The sequence below is a fragment of the Shigella sp. SIG3 genome, from assembly GCF_053555855.1.
The window spans coordinates 53,037-71,199 of record NZ_JBQZXE010000002.1 but is presented as its reverse complement, the minus strand read 5'-3'; the positions used below and the strand labels follow the sequence as shown (position 1 = coordinate 71,199).

The window sequence follows — 18,163 nt, the reverse complement described above, 5'->3', positions numbered from 1 at the left end:
ATGTAAAAGTTGCAGTCCGCTAAAAATACTTCTGAATTCGCTGTCCAAAGATAAAAACTGCCTGCTGCATTGGGTGTTAATCGTGGTTATTGTCGCGTCATCTTAAATTTGAGGGGTGACGGAACGCCATGACAATATCGACAACTTCCACGCCGCATGATGCGGTATTTAAATCTTTTTTACGCCATCCAGACACCGCGCGGAATTTTATTAATATTCATCTTCCCGCGCCGCTGCGCAAACTGTGTGATTTAACGACGCTTAAACTAGAACCAAACAGTTTTATTGATGAAGACCTGCGGCAATATTATTCCGACCTCTTGTGGTCTGTGAAAACGCAGGAGGGAGTGGGTTATATTTATGTAGTGATAGAGCACCAAAGTAAGCCGGAAGAATTAATGGCTTTTCGCATGATGCGTTATTCCATTGCGGCAATGCAAAACCATCTTGATGCGGGCTATAAAGAGCTTCCATTGGTGATCCCGATGCTGTTTTATCATGGTTGCAGAAGTCCTTATCCTTATTCACTCTGCTGGCTTGATGAATTTGCCGAGCCTGCTATAGCCCGCAAAATATATTCATCAGCGTTTCCGTTGGTGGATATTGCCGTGGTGCCGGATGACGAGATTATGCAACACCGCAAAATGGCGCTGTTGGAGTTAATTCAGAAACATATTCGTCAGCGCGATCTGTTGGGATTAGTCGACCAAATTGTTTCGCTGCTAGTTACAGGGAACACTAATGACAGACAGCTAAAAGCCCTGTTTAATTACGTATTACAAACAGGGGATGCCCAGCGTTTCCGTGCATTTATTGGTGAGATAACAGAACGCGCACCACAAGAAAAGGAGAAACTGATGACCATTGCTGACAGATTACGTGAAGAAGGCGCAATGCAGGGCAAACACGAAGAAGCCCTGCGTATTGCTCAGGAGATGCTGGATAGAGGTTTAGACAGAGAGTTAGTTATGATGGTGACCCGACTTTCACCAGACGATCTTATCGCGCAAAGCCACTAATCCTGTAACACAGGGAGTTAACTGGCGGATGTTTGCTGTAAACCACATCAGCGAACGACATCCGCCAGCGCCTCTTCTAAATCGTACCAGCGAAACGCAAAACCCGCTTCTTCCAGCCGTTTAGGCAGCGCGCGTTGTCCACCTAATACCAGTACTGAAGATTCGCCCATTAACAGCCGAATGGCGGTTGTGGGGACGCGCAAAATAGCCGGGCGATGCAGCGCATGACCGAGCGCATGGGCAAATTGTTCATTGCGTACCGGGTAGGGCGAAACCATATTAAATGGCCCGCGCAGCTCGTTATCCAGCAGCCAGAGAATGCCGTTGACCATATCATCAATATGAATCCAGGCCAGATACTGCCGACCGGAACCAATCGGCCCGCCCAGGCCAAGACGAAACGGTGGCAGCATTTTACCGAGAATACCGCCGTCCGGTGCCAGTACCACGCCGGTTCGCAGCAGGCACACTCGCGTTTTGTCACTTTGCGCCCGGCAGGCAATCTCTTCCCAGCGGGCGCAGAGTTTATGAGTAAATTCGTTATGCGGCGGTTCCTCTTCGGTAACCACCACTTCACCTAAGTCGCCATAATAGCCCGTTGCCGAGCCGGAAATGAGTACCGACGGCGGCGTGTCGCTGGCATTAATCAAATCGACCAGTTTTTGCGTGATATTCCAGTGGCTTTGGCAGAGACGCTCTTTTTGCTTGTGAGTCCAGCGTTTATCAGCAATCGGTTCTCCGGCCAGGTTGATTACCGCATCAACGCCGTTGAGGTTGCTTTGATCGGCAAGCCCTTGCCATAGTGTCACCCGAGGGCCGAGAACGGAACTGGCTTTCTGCGGGTTACGCGTCACTACCGTAATTTGATGGCCCAGCTCCAGCAAACGCGGAATCAAATGGCGACCAATTAATCCCGTCCCTCCGGTGATCACTATGTTCATGCAGCCTCCCGATATGGCGATTAACGCTGCCAGCTTAAGGTCATGGATACCGAATCGGCGTAGCGCAGCGCGTGCAGTTTATCGATCTCCACTTCAGCATACGTCACCCAGTGATGTTCACGTGCGATATCGAGCACATCCTGAGTTAATTTTTCCAGCAAAGAGAAACGGTTATTCTCTACATGCTGAATAATGTTTTTCGTTACGGTGCGATAATTCAGCGCATCGTTGATATCTTCGCTAGTGCGCGCTTTATCGGCGGGGTAGTGGATCGTCACATTGATAACAATATCCTGACGGTTGTTAATTTCTTCTTCCTTAATTCCGATAAACGTACGCAAACGAAGGTTCTTTATACGAATAATAGCGGCAGGTTGTGCCATTGCAGGTTCTCCGTTGTTTTACTTAGGATGAAATAATACACGAGAACCTGTTTCTGTTAACTATCCGAACGCTCATCACCGAGTTGTGCTTTTAGCAGTGCCTGCCCGGTGGCAGGGCGCGAACGGATCCGCTCATGCCAGTTCTTGACTGCCGGATACATTGCGAGGTCAATTCGCAGGCGAGTCCAGGCATTAACCCACGGCCAGCAGGCAATATCCGCAATGCTGTAGTTCTCGCCTCCCAGCCAGGGCGAGTTTTCCAGCCGCTTGTTTAGTACATGGTAAAGACGCTGAGTTTCAACCTGATAACGTTCAATAGCGTAAGGAATGGTTTGGGGGGCTGCGTGATTAAAATGATGATTTTGCCCAAGCATCGGCCCCAGTCCGCCTACCTGCCAGAATAACCACTGTAATGTGGCGGCGCGCTCACGCGTTTCATGACTCAAAAAGAGTCCTGTTTTCTCAGCCAGATACAACAAAATGGCACCAGACTCAAAGAGGCTTAACGGTTCGCCGCCATCGGCAGGAGAATGATCAACAATTGCCGGAATTTTGTTGTTGGGCGAAATGCGCAAAAATTCCGGACGAAACTGACCGCCTTTCCCCAGGTCTACCTTAATCAAGCGATAATCAAGCTCTGCTTCTTCGAGAAACAGCGTAATTTTGTGACCATTGGGTGTCGGGGCGAAATAGAGATCGATCATTGCAGCTCCGGTTGTTTAATCATCTGAACACCACAAGTATAGAAAGCGCGGCGACTTACGTGAGTATTCGTCACGTGACAGTGACAAAAAGGCTCTATAGTTTGATAGCCAGCCCCCTTTATTGCCGAGGACATAATGAGTAAACCCGCTATCACGCTTTGGTCAGATGCCCACTTTTTCTCCCCTTATGTGTTATCCGCCTGGGTGGCGTTGCAGGAAAAAGGCCTGTCGTTTCATATCAAGACCATCGACCTCGACAGCGGTGAACATTTGCAGCCGACGTGGCAAGGTTACGGTCAGACACGCCGTGTGCCGTTATTACAAATCGATGATTTTGAGTTGAGTGAATCTTCTGCCATTGCGGAGTATCTGGAAGATCGATTTGCGCCACCGACCTGGGAACGTATTTATCCGCTTGATTTAGAAAATCGTGCGCGTGCACGACAGATTCAGGCCTGGCTGCGCAGCGATCTGATGCCCATCCGCGAAGAGCGTCCGACGGATGTTGTCTTTGCGGGGGCGAAAAAAGCGCCACTAACGGCCGAGGGAAAAGCCAGTGCAGAGAAACTGTTCGCGATGGCAGAACATTTGTTAGCACTGGGTCAGCCGAATTTATTTGGTGAATGGTGCATTGCTGATACTGATCTGGCGCTAATGATTAACCGCCTGGTACTACATGGCGATGAGGTGCCAGAACGCCTGGTGGATTATGCGACATTCCAGTGGCAGCGAGCGTCTGTCCAGCGTTTTATTGCACTTTCGGCGAAGCAATCTGGCTGATAGCAACGACAGAATCCAGTATCATAGCTTACGTTTTTTCGACGAGGAGTGAGTGATGAAACTGATGTTTGCATCGGACATTCATGGGTCGTTACCGGCGACGGAACGTGTTGTGGAGTTGTTTGTCCAAAGCGGTGCCCAGTGGCTGGTGATCCTTGGCGACGTGTTGAATCACGGCCCGCGTAATGCTTTACCGGAGGGTTACGCGCCAGCCAAAGTCGCTGAACGGCTTAATGAAGTGGCACATAAGGTTATCGCTGTGCGTGGCAACTGCGACAGCGAAGTGGATCAAATGATGCTGCATTTCCCGATAACCGCGCCGTGGCAACAGGTATTACTGGAAAAACAACGTCTGTTTTTGACGCATGGTCATCTTTTTGGCCCGGAAAATCTACCTGCTTTAAACCAGAACGATGTGCTGGTGTACGGTCATACCCATCTGCCAGTGGCAGAACAGCGGGGGGAGATTTTCCACTTCAACCCCGGCTCGGTGAGTATTCCGAAAGGCGGTAATCCGGCGAGTTATGGCATGCTGGATAATGACGTACTTAGTGTAATCGCACTCAATGATCAAAGTATCATTGCGCAGGTCGCGATTAATCCGTAATTTACCCACAACTCAAAATGCGCCGTAAGAGCGCCAGAAAAAGAAGGTTTCCTGATAATGGAACAGCGTCGTTTGGCAAGTACTGAATGGGTGGATATTGTCAATGAAGAGAACGAAGTCATTGCACAAGCCAGCCGGGAACAAATGCGGGCACAGTGTCTGCGTCATCGTGCAACTTACATCGTCGTGCATGATGGCATGGGCAAAATTCTGGTCCAGCGTCGTACCGAGACAAAAGACTTTTTACCCGGCATGTTAGATGCGACCGCAGGCGGTGTAGTTCAGGCCGATGAGCAACTGCTGGAATCCGCGCGTCGCGAAGCGGAAGAAGAGTTGGGCATTGCCGGTGTCCCCTTTGCCGAGCACGGGCAGTTCTATTTCGAAGATAAAAATTGCCGTGTCTGGGGCGCGTTGTTCAGTTGCGTCTCTCACGGTCCCTTCGCCCTACAGGAAGATGAAGTCAGTGAAGTTTGCTGGCTGACGCCGGAAGAAATCACCGCACGCTGCGATGAGTTCACTCCAGACTCGCTGAAAGCGCTGGCGTTGTGGATGAAGCGCAATGCCAAAAATGAAGCCGTAGAGACTGAAACGGCAGAATGAAAAAAGAGCCGCAATTGCGGCTCTTAACATTTTTAGTGGTAGCCCATCAACTGAGCGCCGATCACTACGACGCTGGACATAATAAACAGCAGTCCAAGCAGGGTCGCGCCCACCTTCAGCCAGTTACGGAAGTCCACCCGGCACACACCGAGCGTTGCCATTAACGAAGCTGAGGTTGGGTAAATGATGTGGCTGAAGCCATCACCAAACTGGAACGCCAGCACGGTAACCTGACGGTTAACACCGACCAGATCGCCAAGCGGTGCCAGTAACGGCATAGTTAATGCCGCCTGACCAGAACCGGACGTCACGAAGAAATTAAATACAGCCTGGAAGAGCAACATAAACCAGGCCGCGACCGCGTTGTCCAGACCGCTAATGGCATTGGCAATGCTGTTGAGGATAGTATTTAACACGCTGGCATTACCTGCTTCACCATTACCAACCAGCAGCAAAATCCCTTTGGCGAAACCCACCAGCAGGGCAGGGGCGATCATCATTCGCGCCCCTTCGGTAAAGGATGAAGCCATGGTATTAACCGTCATGCCGTTAAGGCGGAAAACAACGCCGATGATGCCAATCACCAGACCCATGGTGAAGAACTGGCTGGCAATTTCTGGAATAAACCAGGCATTAACGATCACGCCCCAAATCACCCAGACCATTACGGCTGTCAGGACAATCAATACCAGCCAGTCACCAAAGGTAAACGGACGTTGTTCAACATCCGCCTGCTTTTCACGAAAGAAGCGGTCGGACTCATGCACGCGTGACAGAAGAGGATTCTTTTTCACTCGTGAGGCGTACACCATGGTAAAGATCAGGCCAATCAGAGTGGCGATAACCCACACCACGATGCGCAACCCGGAGCCAGAAAGCACCGGAACGCCGGCAATCCCCTGAGCAACAACCACACAAAACGGGTTCATCCACGAACTGGCAAAACCGATTTGCGTGGCAATATAAGTCACCAGGACGGTGGTAATACTGTCATAGCCCAGCCGGACCATTAGCGGTGCGATGATAATGGCAAAGGCGACGGCCTCTTCTCCCATACCAAATACCGCGCCGCCAAGTGAAAACAGAATAAACAGCGCAGGAATAAAGAGAATTTCATTCCCGCGGGTATGGCGAATAAGCGCCAGGATACCGTTATCAATGGTTCCTGTACGCATCACAATGCCAAACGCGCCGCCAATCACCAGCATAAACATGATGATGCCAACGGCTGTCCCGTATTTCGATCCTGAGGTTAACCCTTCAAACGGGAAGTTCATCAGGCCCGGGCGTTCATCGCCCGTCGTGAACAGCTGTACGCGGTGATACTCAGGTTCGCCTGCTTCGTTAGTCAGAATGCGAAATGAGTGTGGATCTACGACTTTGCGTGTTTTTGTTTGACCATCAACCTGATACTGCACTTCCTGACTGTCAAACATCCCCACCGGAACTACCCAGGTGGCAAGACTGGTTAAAATAGCAACAAAAAAGATAATCACCAACGTATCGGGCATTGCCCATCTTCTTGTTGGTTTGGATTCAGTGATTGCGGACATAGCGCAAATATTCCCTTGCACAAAACAAAGTGGTAAGTATGCAAAGTGAGATGGCGCAATTCATTGATGCAGCGCAGTTAAGCAAGATAATCAGAAAGGATTAATGCAAATTAAGAGAATAAAAAACCGGAAATAGTGATTATTTCCGGTTCAGATATCCGCAGCGCAAAGCTGTGGATGATGACGAGATTACTGCTGCTGTGCAGACTGAATCGCAGTCAGCGCGATGGTGTAGACGATATCGTCAACCAGTGCGCCACGGGACAGGTCGTTAACCGGTTTGCGCATACCCTGCAGCATCGGCCCGATGGAGATCAGGTCGGCAGAACGCTGTACCGCTTTGTAGGTGGTGTTACCGGTGTTCAGATCCGGGAAGATGAACACGGTAGCGCGACCTGCAACCGGAGAGTTCGGCGCTTTGGATTTCGCAACGTCAGCCATTACCGCAGCGTCGTACTGCAGCGGACCGTCGATCATCAGGTCAGGACGTTTTTCCTGCGCCAGACGAGTTGCTTCGCGAACTTTTTCTACGTCGCTACCTGCACCAGAAGTACCGGTGGAGTAGGAGAGCATAGCAACGCGCGGTTCGATACCGAAGGCCGCAGCGGAATCAGCGGACTGAATCGCGATTTCTGCCAGCTGTTCAGCGGTCGGATCCGGGTTGATCGCACAGTCACCGTAAACGTAAACCTGTTCCGGCAGCAGCATGAAGAACACGGAAGATACCAGGGAGCTGCCCGGTGCAGTTTTGATCAGCTGCAGCGGCGGACGGATGGTGTTTGCGGTAGTGTGAACAGCACCGGAAACCAGACCATCAACTTCATCCTGTTCCAGCATCAGCGTACCGAGCACCACGTTGTCTTCCAGCTGTTCGCGGGCAACGGTTTCGGTCATGCCTTTGTTCTTACGCAGCTCGACCAGACGACCAACATAGCTTTCGCGAACCACTTCTGGATCAACGATTTCAATGCCTGCACCTAGTTCTACACCCTGAGACGCTGCAACACGGTTGATCTCTGCCGGATTACCCAGCAGTACGCAAGTTGCGATACCACGTTCAGCACAGATAGCGGCTGCTTTAACGGTACGCGGTTCGTCACCTTCCGGCAGAACGATACGTTTGCCCGCTTTGCGCGCCAGTTCAGTCAGCTGATAACGGAACGCTGGCGGAGACAGACGACGGCTGCGCTCAGAAGTGGCAGTCAGAGATTCGATCCAGTCAGCGTTGATGTAGTTAGCAACGTATTCCTGAACTTTCTCGATACGTTCGTGATCGTCAACCGGAACTTCCAGGTTGAAGCTCTGCAGGCTCAGAGAGGTCTGCCAGGTGTTGGTGTTCACCATAAATACCGGCAGGCCGGTAGCGAAAGCACGTTCGCACAGTTTAGAAATGCGCGCGTCCATTTCGTAGCCGCCAGTCAGCAGCAGGGCACCGATTTCTACGCCGTTCATGGCTGCCAGGCAAGCGGCCACCAGCACGTCAGGACGGTCTGCGGAAGTCACCAGCAGAGAACCGGCACGGAAGTGCTCCAGCATGTGCGGAATGCTGCGTGCGCAGAAAGTGACGGATTTAACGCGGCGAGTATTGATGTCGCCTTCGTTGATGATGGTCGCATTCAGGTGGCGAGCCATATCGATCGCACGAGTCGCGATCAGGTCAAAGCTCCACGGCACAGCGCCGAGAACCGGCAGCGGGCTGGATTCTTGCAGCTTCGCCGGATCAACATTGTTTACTTTAGCTTTGGAAGAGTCGTCGAAAATCTCGGACAGATCCGGGCGAGTACGACCCTGTTCATCAACCGGTGCGTTCAGTTTGTTAACGATAACGCCGGTGATGTTGGTGTTTTTGGCACCACCGAAGCTGTTGCGGGTCAGTTCGATACGCTCTTTCAGCTGTTCCGGGGTGTCAGTGCCCTGAGACATAACGAAGACGATTTCCGCATTCAGCGTTTTAGCGATTTCGTAGTTCAGAGACTGGGCAAACTGGTGCTTACGTGTCGGGACCAGACCTTCAACCAGAACGACTTCAGCGTCTTTGGTGTTAGCGTGGTAGTTTGCGACGATCTCTTCCATCAGCACATCTTTCTGATTGCTGGAAAGCAGACCTTCAACGTAGCTCATTTTCAGCGGTTCAGCGGCCGTCGTGGTGGAAGAGTTCGCACGCACGATAGTCGTAGTCTGATCGGGCGCATCGCCACCGGTACGCGGCTGAGCGATAGGTTTGAAAACGCTCAGACGAACGCCTTTGCGTTCCATTGCACGGATCACGCCAAGGCTGACGCTGGTCAGACCGACGCTGGTTCCGGTAGGGATCAGCATAATAATACGGGACACGGTTTATCCTCTTTCGTTACCGCCGATTTGGCGGGTTACAAAACAGCACCGCCAGCTGAGCTGGCGGTGTGAAATCAGGCAGTCAGGCGGCTCGCGTCTTGCGCGATAACCAGTTCTTCGTTGGTTGGGATAACCACCGCAGGACGGGTACCTTCTTTGTTGATGAAACCAGATTTGCCGAAACGTGCAGCCAGGTTGCGTTCATGATCAACTTCAAAGCCCAGCACGCCCAGTTTGCCCAGAGACAGTTCACGAACCATCGCGGCATTTTCACCGATACCACCAGTGAATACAACAGCGTCCAGACGACCATCCATCAGCGCAGTGTAGGCACCGATGTATTTCGCCAGGCGGTGGCAGTAAACGTCCATTGCGCGCTTCGCGTCTTCTTTCGTCGCGTAGTTGTCTTCAACATAGCGGCAGTCGCTGGTCACTTCGGTCAGACCCAGCAGGCCAGACTCTTTGGTCAGCAGTTTGTTGATTGCGTCAACGCTCATGCCCAGGGTGTCGTGCAGGTGGAAGATGATCGCCGGATCGATATCACCAGAACGGGTACCCATGACCAGACCTTCCAGCGGGGTCAGACCCATAGAGGTGTCAACGCATTTACCGTTGCGGATAGCAGAAACGGAACCACCGTTGCCCAGGTGGCAGGTGATGATGTTCAGTTCTTCTACCGGTTTGTTCAGCATTTTTGCCGCTTCCTGGGTTACATAGAAGTGGCTGGTGCCGTGCGCGCCGTAACGACGGATGCCGTGCTCTTTGTACAGGTTGTACGGCAGGGCGTAGAGGTAAGACTCTTCCGGCATAGTCTGGTGGAACGCGGTGTCAAATACAGCAACGTTTTTGTCTTTCAGCTGTGGGAAAGATTTCAGAGCTTCTTCGATACCGATCAGGTGAGCCGGGTTGTGCAGCGGTGCAAAAGAAGCTGCATCTTTGATACCCTGAATAACAGACTCATCGATCACTACGGAGCTGGTATACTTTTCGCCGCCGTGTACGATACGGTGACCGATAGCAGTCAGCTGCGCAGACAGTTCTGGTTTTTGTGCCAGAATAGTATTAACGATAAAGTTGAGCGCTTCGCTGTGAGCGGCGCCTGCACCTAAAGCCGCTTCCTGTTTATTGCCGTCCATTTTCCATTTGATACGTGCTTCGGGCAGGTGGAAACATTCGGCTAAACCAGAAAGGTACTCTTCACCATTTACTGCATCGATGATGGCAAATTTCAGTGAAGAACTACCGCAGTTCAGAACCAGTACTAACTTACTCGACATGGAAGTACCTATAATTGATACGTGGCTAAAAAAACGTCAGGGAGCCATAGAGCGTAGCGCATGATGACACCGACATTTATGATTAACATCATGCACTGCAAATTTTTTTTGCATGATGGAAGAAATATCTTGAGTCTATGCCATTTTGCGTAATTTTCAGCCAATGGCATAATGTATATGAATTTGACGACTCAATGAATATGTACTATTTAGGCCTTCAGGCTGCTAAAGGATACCTGATAGTGGGTATGGAAGACAAAATGTTTTGAACGTTGTCCCGCTGAGTTGTGAATTTGCACAAATTTTTGAATCTTTATATGTGAAGTTGAGGTGAAGCATGTCAACGCCGGATAATCGTTCTGTTAATTTTTTTAGCTTGTTTCGCCGCGGACAGCATTACTCAAAGACGTGGCCACTGGAAAAACGCCTTGCCCCGGTCTTTGTCGAAAATCGCGTTATCAAGATGACGCGTTATGCGATCCGTTTTATGCCGCCGATCGCCGTATTTACTCTCTGCTGGCAGATTGCCCTGGGCGGTCTGCTTGGGCCGGCAGTTGCCACTGCACTGTTCGCCTTAAGTTTACCCATGCAGGGATTGTGGTGGCTGGGCAAGCGTTCTGTAACGCCATTACCCCCTGCAATCCTTAACTGGTTTTATGAAGTTCGCGGTAAATTGCAGGAGTCTGGACAGGTGTTGGCACCCGTTGAAGGCAAGCCTGATTACCAGGCATTAGCTGACACGCTTAAGCGCGCCTTCAAACAACTGGATAAAACTTTCCTTGATGATTTGTAATTGACCCCTGATTACGCATATAAAAGAAGGCATACTCAGCCTTCTTTTTTTTCACCGTAGTAGAGTGATACAGGAGTCAACAATGGAAATGACCAACGCGCAACGTCTTATTTTGTCTAATCAGTACAAGATGATGACTATGCTCGATCCGGCAAATGCTGAACGTTACCGTCGCCTGCAAACAATTATTGAGCGTGGTTACGGATTACAGATGCGTGAATTGGATCGCGAGTTTGGCGAGCTGAAAGAAGAAACCTGCCGCACTATCATCGACATTATGGAGATGTATCATGCGTTGCATGTTTCCTGGTCTAATTTGCAGGACCAGCAATCCATCGATGAACGTCGTGTCACCTTCCTCGGCTTTGACGCCGCCACTGAAGCACGTTACCTCGGTTATGTCCGCTTTATGGTTAATGTGGAAGGGCGCTATACCCATTTTGACGCTGGGACTCATGGTTTTAACGCCCAGACGCCAATGTGGGAAAAATATCAGCGCATGCTTAATGTGTGGCATGCCTGCCCGCGTCAGTACCATTTGAGCGCCAACGAAATTAATCAAATTATCAACGCCTGAGGAGGCCCGCGTGCGGTGCAAAGGTTTTCTGTTTGATCTTGATGGAACGCTGGTGGATTCCCTGCCTGCGGTAGAACGGGCGTGGAGCAACTGGGCCAGACGTCATGGGTTAGCGCCGGAAGAGGTGCTGGCTTTCATTCACGGTAAACAGGCGATCACCTCTTTGCGCCATTTTATGGCGGGCAAATCCGAGGCTGATATTGCCGCCGAGTTTACGCGTCTGGAGCAAATCGAGGCCACGGAAACCGAAGGTATTACCGCGCTTTCTGGGGCAATCGCCTTACTCAATCATTTGAATAAAGCAGGTATTCCGTGGGCCATTGTGACTTCTGGCTCCATGCCGGTAGCGCGAGCGCGCCATAAAATAGCGGGGCTTCCCGCACCAGAGGTGTTTGTAACCGCTGAGCGAGTGAAGCGCGGAAAACCAGAACCTGATGCGTATCTGTTAGGTGCGCAGCTGCTGGGGCTTGCGCCGCAGGAGTGTGTGGTGGTGGAAGATGCTCCCGCTGGCGTGCTTTCTGGCCTAGCGGCGGGTTGCCATGTCATTGCGGTTAACGCTCCGGCAGATACCCCGCGCCTGAATGAGGTCGATTTGGTCCTCCACAGTCTGGAGCAAATTACTGTGACCAAACAGCCAAATGGCGATGTTATTATTCAGTGAAACACCTGATCATGATTTAGCCCCGTCTCGTCGGGGCTTTTTTATGGCAGAATCAAGTCATCCCCCTCAATTAACAAGGATAAGTTGTGAACGGTGAATTGATTTGGGTTCTTTCATTACTGGCCGTTGCCATCGTCTTGTTTGCGACGGGCAGAGTGCGTATGGATGCGGTCGCTTTGTTTGTTATTGTCGCGTTTGCATTAAGCGGAACGCTGACGGTCCCCGAAGTATTTTCCGGCTTTTCTGATCCTAACGTTGTCCTGATTGCCGCCTTGTTTATTATTGGCGATGGTTTGGTCCGTACCGGTGTTGCCACCGTAATGGGAACATGGCTGGTCAAAGTGGCGGGCAACAGTGAAATCAAAATGTTGGTTTTGTTGATGCTGACCGTCGCGGGGCTTGGCGCGTTTATGAGTTCAACCAGCGTTGTCGCTATCTTTATTCCCGTGGTGTTAAGCGTTGCCATGCGTATGCAAACTTCGCCGTCACGTCTGATGATGCCGTTAAGTTTTGCCGGGCTGATTAGCGGCATGATGACGCTGGTGGCGACGCCGCCGAACCTGGTAGTCAACAGTGAATTGCTGCGTGAAGGCTATCACGGCTTCAGTTTCTTTAGCGTAACACCTATTGGCCTGGTCGTGCTGGTGCTGGGTATTTTGTATATGTTAGTGATGCGTTTCATGCTGAAAGGGGATACCCAGACCCCGCAGCGCGAAGGCTGGACGCGTCGAACCTTTCGCGATCTTATCCGTGAATATCGACTGACCGGGCGTGCGCGACGTCTGGCTATTCGCCCCGGATCGCCAATGATAGGTCAACGGCTGGATGATCTCAAATTACGTGAGCGTTATGGCGCTAACGTCATCGGTGTTGAACGCTGGCGGCGTTTTCGTCGCGTTATCGTGAACGTTAATGGGGTTTCTGAATTTCGCGCGCGTGACGTTTTGCTTATTGATATGTCTGCGGCTGATGTCGATCTCCGGCAATTTTGTAGTGAGCAATTGCTGGAGCCGATGGTACTGCGCGGCGAGTATTTTTCTGACCAGGCCCTTGATGTGGGCATGGCAGAGATTTCATTAATTCCTGAGTCAGAACTGATTGGTAAATCGGTGCGCGAAATTGGTTTTCGTACCCGCTACGGACTGAATGTGGTGGGGCTCAAGCGCAATGGCGTGGCGCTGGAAGGTTCGCTGGCGGATGAGCCTCTGCTGCTGGGCGATATCATCCTGGTTGTGGGTAACTGGAAACTGATCGGTATGCTGGCCAAACAGGGCCGCGACTTCGTAGCGCTGAACTTACCGGAAGAGGTGAGTGAAGCATCGCCCGCGCACAGCCAGGCACCCCATGCCATTTTCTGTCTGGTGCTAATGGTGGCGTTAATGCTGACAAATGAAATTCCTAATCCTGTTGCCGCTATCATCGCCTGCCTGCTGATGGGGAAATTCCGCTGTATAGATGCTGAAAGCGCCTATAAATCCATTCACTGGCCGAGCATTATTTTGATCGTTGGGATGATGCCGTTTGCTGTGGCATTACAGAAAACGGGAGGTGTCGCGCTGGCGGTGAAAGGGCTGATGGATATTGGCGGCGGTTATGGGCCACATATGATGCTGGGGTGTTTGTTTGTCTTGTCGGCGGTTATTGGGCTGTTTATCTCTAATACCGCGACGGCGGTGTTGATGGCTCCGATTGCGCTGGCTGCTGCCAAAACGATGGGAGTGTCGCCTTATCCATTTGCGATGGTCGTGGCGATGGCAGCATCCGCCGCCTTTATGACACCGGTGTCTTCACCTGTTAACACCCTGGTTTTAGGTCCGGGAAATTACAGCTTCAGTGACTTTGTGAAGTTGGGGGTACCGTTCACCATTATCGTGATGGCGGTTTGTGTGGTGATGATCCCGATGCTGTTTCCGTTTTGACAAGAGCCTGATGTCGCATCCGGCGCTTATTGCCTGATGCGACGCAGACTCCGGCTGCTTACAGCGGTGAATCCTGGCTAATCTCATCGAGCGAAAGATGGAAGCTGGGAACAAATACTTCCATGAAGTAGTCCATCTCCTGGCTGCGACGCGCTTCAAGCGTCGCTTCCAGTCGCGTTTTTGCCAGCAAGAATTCATTATTTCCGGCCGCGAGTTCTTCCAGACATTTCAGATATGCACACAGTGCATCTGCCTGTTTCACCAGCGATTTTTCTTCATCGCTATATGCATGCTCGTCAATTAACGGCGCAAAGATATCCCGCAGTTCTTCCGGAACCATATCGACCAGTTTCTGCTGAGCGATTTTTTCAATAGCCTTGTACTCCTGAGCGATTTGCGCATTGAAGTATTTCACCGGAGTAGGGAGATCGCCGGTGAGCACTTCTGAGGCATCGTGGTACATCGCCAGTAAAGCGATACGTTCGGCGTTGACATTACCGCCAAATTTCCGATTTTTGATAGCTGCCAGCGCATGGGCGACCATCGCTACCTGCAAACTGTGTTCGGACACATTTTCCGTCCGCACGTTGCGCATTAGCGGCCAGCGGTTAATGAGTTTCAGGCGGGAGAGATGGGCAAAAAAATGGCTCTGTTTCATAGTGACCTTACGTATGATGACATCATCAGGTCATTGTGGCGGGATAACACTGCCGGATGCAATCTCCGGCAGTGAAATTAAGATTACAGCTGATGATAACCAGAAAGGAAACGCGCGAACTTGCTCAAAGACAGCTCGATATCATCGACACGCGGTAGCGTGACAATGCGGAAGTGATCCGGCCACGGCCAGTTGAATGCCGTCCCTTGCACCAACAGAACTTTTTCCTGCAACAGGAAATCCAGCACCATTTTCTGATCGTCATGAATGTTAAAGCGTTTGGCGTCGATTTTCGGGAACATATACAGCGCACCACGAGGTTTCACGCAGGAAACGCCCGGAATATCGTTGATCAGTTCCCACGCGCGGTTACGCTGCTCATAAAGACGACCGCCAGGGGTAATAAATTCACTGATGCTCTGATAACCACCCAGCGCGGTCTGAATGGCGTGTTGCGCAGGAACGTTAGCACACAGGCGCATTGAAGCCAGCATTTCCAGACCTTCGATGTAGCCTTTGGCGTGTTTTTTCGGCCCGTTCAACACCATCCACCCCTGACGGAAGCCTGCAACGCGGTACGTTTTCGACAGTCCGTTAAAGGTAATGGTCAGCAGGTCAGGTGCCAGCGGCGCAATTGAGTGATGCTCAGCATCGTCGTAGAGAATTTTGTCATAAATTTCATCGGCGAAGATAATGAGATTATGCTGACGTGCAATCTCCACAATCTCCATTAAAAGCTCTTTGGAATATACCGCGCCGGTTGGGTTATTTGGGTTGATAATAACAATCCCACGCGTACGAGGCGTAATTTTAGCGCGAATATCATCGAGGTCCGGGAACCAGTCAGAGGATTCATCGCAAAGATAATGCACCGCTTTACCGCTGGAAAGCGAAACCGCCGCGGTCCAGAGTGGGTAATCTGGTGCAGGAACCAACATTTCGTCCCCGCTGTTCAGCAATGCCTGCATTGCCTGAACGATAAGCTCCGATACACCATTGCCGATGTAAATATCTTCCACGGTAACATCACGCATGCCACGAGCCTGGTAGTGCTGCATGATGGCTTTACGCGCGGAGTAAAGCCCTTTGGAATCGCAATACCCTTGAGCGGTAGGCAGGTTGCGTATCACGTCAACGAGGATTTCATCTGGCGCGTCAAAACCGAATGGGGCTGGGTTGCCGATGTTCAGTTTCAGTACCTTGTTACCTTCTTCTTCTAGGCGTTTTGCTTCTTTCAGCACCGGACCACGGATGTCATAACAGACATTCTCTAATTTGCTGGATTTTTCAATGGGGGACATGAATCTTGACCTTTTTTGCTGTTATCGCCACTCCCTGCCGTGGAAGTCAGCTTAGAACAATGTACTCCCCCAGGACGGTGTTTTGAAGGTCTGCAGAATAAGATTTTGCCAGAGGGGAAGGCTCGATTGTGCTGTTAATAACTTAATAATGACAAAATAATGAGGTGTATATGCTTTACATGTAATGTTATATAGTGAATTGTTCTAATTCTTAATTGCAAGTCTGGTTTTTTTATCTGTAAGATAATTGTGTGAAAATGCCTCATTTAAGAATTCACTAATGAAACGCGATGATGATATTTCCGCATTACGGAGAGTTTAACAGCGTGATGATTTCCGAGGTGTCGCAATGGGGATAAGGTGTGAAACTATTGTTAAGCGGAATTAATGAATGAGGATGATGCTAATTAATTATTATTTAATATTCAAAAAGGTTTTGATGTGCTTATTAATAATAGAAGATTACTTTGCCTAACATAACATAACATAACATAACATAACATAACATAACATAACATAACATAACATAACTTTGCATCAGATAATTCGCAATGACCCTTATAAATAAAAGGTTTTGGGGTAAAATGCTCGCATAAATGACGGATCCCTGCTCTTGATGCCGCTTCACCATTGCTGTTTGTACGTGTTCGCGTATGACCAGCGATGCTGCACGAGAGTGGAACAAGGACTCACATTTACATTTATACAAACACGCGCATGTCATAAATAGAAAAGAGTGAGTAACTTAATAGATATGCGATCCCTGAAGATATATTCTGTGATCTACTTCAGGCATTATAACGGAACAATGTGAGTCGCTTTTTTAGTGCAACTCATATGCATTTTTACTTTCGTCCGGGTTCCGGATGAAACTGCCAGGGAGGCACATTACAAATGGAATTGCTTGTTTGTGTGTGCACAGCATTAACCAGCTCAGTATGAGCCGCCAGTAAGTGATAATATATGATAAGTGCAAATCGTCCGATAATTAACCTCGACCTCGATCTGCTGAGAACATTTGTTGCTGTTGCCGATCTGAACACTTTTGCTGCCGCAGCTGCCGCTGTGTGTCGTACTCAGTCCGCCGTAAGTCAGCAAATGCAGCGTCTGGAACAACTCGTTGGGAAAGAACTGTTCGCTCGTCACGGTCGCAACAAACTGTTAACTGAACATGGCATTCAACTTCTTGGTTACGCCAGGAAAATCCTGCGTTTTAATGATGAGGCCTGCTCATCATTAATGTTCAGTAATCTTCAGGGCGTGTTAACTATCGGTGCTTCAGATGAATCTGCCGATACGATCTTACCTTTCCTGTTAAATCGCGTGAGTTCGGTTTATCCGAAATTAGCGCTGGATGTCCGCGTTAAACGTAATGCCTATATGGCAGAAATGCTGGAATCCCAGGAAGTGGATTTGATGGTAACCACCCATCGTCCTTCAGCGTTTAAGGCATTGAACCTGCGTACCTCGCCAACACACTGGTACTGCGCAGCGGAATACGTATTGCAAAAAGGCGAGCCGATCCCTCTTGTATTGCTGGATGATCCAAGTCCGTTTCGCGATATGGTGCTGGCGACGCTTAATAAAGCAGATATTCCATGGCGACTGGCTTATGTCGCCTCGACGCTTCCGGCCGTTCGTGCGGCAGTGAAAGCCGGTCTTGGCGTGACGGCAAGGCCGGTTGAGATGATGAGCCCGGACCTGCGTGTGCTGAGTGGAGTAGATGGCTTACCGCCGCTACCTGATACCGAATATTTGCTGTGCTATGACCCGTCCAGTAATAATGAGCTGGCCCAGGTGATCTATCAGGCGATGGAGAGCTACCATAATCCGTGGCAATACAGCCCAATGTCTGCTCCGGAAGGGGATGATTCATTGTTGATTGAAAGGGATATCGAGTAATCGACGGACGATAGATAATTCCTGAGACAATAGTGTAAAAAACGAGCCGCTGGGGGTGTTTTAAACCCCAGCGGCTTTTTTTTAGTAAAAATCCTTCCTCGCATAGTGCAGAACGTACAAAACTGTTTATTTTTCAATCACCAGAGATTCACGT

17 protein-coding genes are annotated in these 18,163 nt (G+C 50.2%); 9 read left to right on the top strand and 8 right to left on the bottom strand.

Annotated features, from left to right (window positions below; genetic code table 11):
• Positions 1–128 precede the first annotated feature (128 nt).
• A complete protein-coding gene (gene rpnB / locus ACUU1I_RS01010; RefSeq protein ID WP_152030556.1) occupies positions 129–1,019 on the top strand; it encodes a recombination-promoting nuclease RpnB in 891 nt (296 codons plus the stop codon).
• A gap of 47 nt (positions 1,020–1,066) precedes the next feature.
• On the opposite strand, the gene ACUU1I_RS01005 is transcribed toward rpnB, so the two are convergent.
• From ACUU1I_RS01005 to yfcG, 3 genes are read right to left on the bottom strand one after another with little or no spacing between them, the layout of a single operon-like run.
• The gene (locus tag ACUU1I_RS01005) at positions 1,067–1,960 is read right to left on the bottom strand and encodes a TIGR01777 family oxidoreductase (protein WP_001028344.1); all 894 of its coding nucleotides are present in this window, start codon (positions 1,958–1,960) and stop codon (positions 1,067–1,069) included.
• 20 nt (positions 1,961–1,980) lie between these two features.
• A complete protein-coding gene (folX, locus tag ACUU1I_RS01000; RefSeq protein ID WP_000068457.1) occupies positions 1,981–2,343 on the bottom strand; it encodes a dihydroneopterin triphosphate 2'-epimerase in 363 nt (120 codons plus the stop codon).
• A 56-nt stretch (positions 2,344–2,399) separates the two neighbouring features.
• Positions 2,400–3,047, bottom strand: coding sequence for a GSH-dependent disulfide bond oxidoreductase (gene yfcG, locus ACUU1I_RS00995; protein ID WP_000566470.1), 648 nt, complete (start codon positions 3,045–3,047; stop codon positions 2,400–2,402).
• A 135-nt stretch (positions 3,048–3,182) separates the two neighbouring features.
• Here yfcG and yfcF point away from each other — a divergent pair, with 135 nt between their 5' ends.
• From yfcF to yfcD, 3 genes are read left to right on the top strand one after another with little or no spacing between them, the layout of a single operon-like run.
• Entirely contained in the window at positions 3,183–3,827 is a 645-nt protein-coding gene (yfcF, locus tag ACUU1I_RS00990; RefSeq protein WP_000042440.1) for a glutathione transferase, read from the top strand.
• A gap of 55 nt (positions 3,828–3,882) precedes the next feature.
• The gene (gene yfcE, locus ACUU1I_RS00985; protein WP_005069953.1) at positions 3,883–4,434 is read left to right on the top strand and encodes a phosphodiesterase; all 552 of its coding nucleotides are present in this window, start codon (positions 3,883–3,885) and stop codon (positions 4,432–4,434) included.
• 57 nt (positions 4,435–4,491) lie between these two features.
• Positions 4,492–5,034 carry an NUDIX hydrolase YfcD gene (gene yfcD / locus ACUU1I_RS00980; protein ID WP_000437935.1) on the top strand — a complete coding sequence of 181 codons (543 nt, stop codon included), beginning with the start codon at positions 4,492–4,494 and terminating at the stop codon, positions 5,032–5,034.
• A 32-nt stretch (positions 5,035–5,066) separates the two neighbouring features.
• Here the strand turns inward: yfcD and yfcC are convergent, their stop codons facing one another.
• The 3 genes from yfcC to ackA all read right to left on the bottom strand — a co-directional run bounded on the left by yfcC (position 5,067) and on the right by ackA (position 10,198).
• Complete coding sequence (gene yfcC / locus ACUU1I_RS00975; RefSeq protein WP_001274496.1) at positions 5,067–6,587, bottom strand: putative basic amino acid antiporter YfcC; 1,521 nt, start codon at positions 6,585–6,587, stop codon at positions 5,067–5,069.
• Between the two features lie 189 nt (positions 6,588–6,776).
• The gene (gene pta, locus ACUU1I_RS00970) at positions 6,777–8,921 is read right to left on the bottom strand and encodes a phosphate acetyltransferase (protein WP_000086722.1); all 2,145 of its coding nucleotides are present in this window, start codon (positions 8,919–8,921) and stop codon (positions 6,777–6,779) included.
• A 74-nt stretch (positions 8,922–8,995) separates the two neighbouring features.
• A complete protein-coding gene (gene ackA, locus ACUU1I_RS00965) occupies positions 8,996–10,198 on the bottom strand; it encodes an acetate kinase (RefSeq protein WP_000095707.1) in 1,203 nt (400 codons plus the stop codon).
• A 337-nt stretch (positions 10,199–10,535) separates the two neighbouring features.
• Here ackA and yfbV point away from each other — a divergent pair, with 337 nt between their 5' ends.
• The 4 genes from yfbV to ACUU1I_RS00945 all read left to right on the top strand — a co-directional run bounded on the left by yfbV (position 10,536) and on the right by ACUU1I_RS00945 (position 14,148).
• The gene (yfbV, locus tag ACUU1I_RS00960) at positions 10,536–10,991 is read left to right on the top strand and encodes a terminus macrodomain insulation protein YfbV (protein WP_000106622.1); all 456 of its coding nucleotides are present in this window, start codon (positions 10,536–10,538) and stop codon (positions 10,989–10,991) included.
• Between the two features lie 82 nt (positions 10,992–11,073).
• On the top strand, positions 11,074–11,568 hold the full coding sequence (locus ACUU1I_RS00955) for a YfbU family protein (protein ID WP_000426124.1): 495 nt from the start codon (positions 11,074–11,076) through the stop codon (positions 11,566–11,568).
• Positions 11,569–11,578: 10 nt separating this feature from the next.
• Positions 11,579–12,229: a hexitol phosphatase HxpA gene (gene hxpA, locus ACUU1I_RS00950; protein WP_001203407.1), complete on the top strand. Its 651-nt coding sequence runs from the start codon at positions 11,579–11,581 to the stop codon at positions 12,227–12,229.
• 86 nt (positions 12,230–12,315) lie between these two features.
• Positions 12,316–14,148 (top strand): SLC13 family permease, encoded by a 1,833-nt coding sequence (locus tag ACUU1I_RS00945; protein ID WP_001012912.1) that lies wholly within the window; start codon positions 12,316–12,318, stop codon positions 14,146–14,148.
• A 58-nt stretch (positions 14,149–14,206) separates the two neighbouring features.
• Here the strand turns inward: ACUU1I_RS00945 and yfbR are convergent, their stop codons facing one another.
• Positions 14,207–14,806, bottom strand: coding sequence for a 5'-deoxynucleotidase (yfbR, locus tag ACUU1I_RS00940; protein WP_000813851.1), 600 nt, complete (start codon positions 14,804–14,806; stop codon positions 14,207–14,209).
• 83 nt (positions 14,807–14,889) lie between these two features.
• Positions 14,890–16,107, bottom strand: a complete 1,218-nt coding sequence (gene alaA, locus ACUU1I_RS00935) for an alanine transaminase AlaA (protein ID WP_000074527.1) — start codon at positions 16,105–16,107, stop codon at positions 14,890–14,892.
• Positions 16,108–17,070: 963 nt separating this feature from the next.
• Between alaA and lrhA the strand changes: the two genes are divergently transcribed.
• Positions 17,071–18,009 (top strand): transcriptional regulator LrhA, encoded by a 939-nt coding sequence (gene lrhA, locus ACUU1I_RS00930; protein WP_000622286.1) that lies wholly within the window; start codon positions 17,071–17,073, stop codon positions 18,007–18,009.
• The last annotated feature ends 154 nt before the right edge of the window (positions 18,010–18,163 follow it).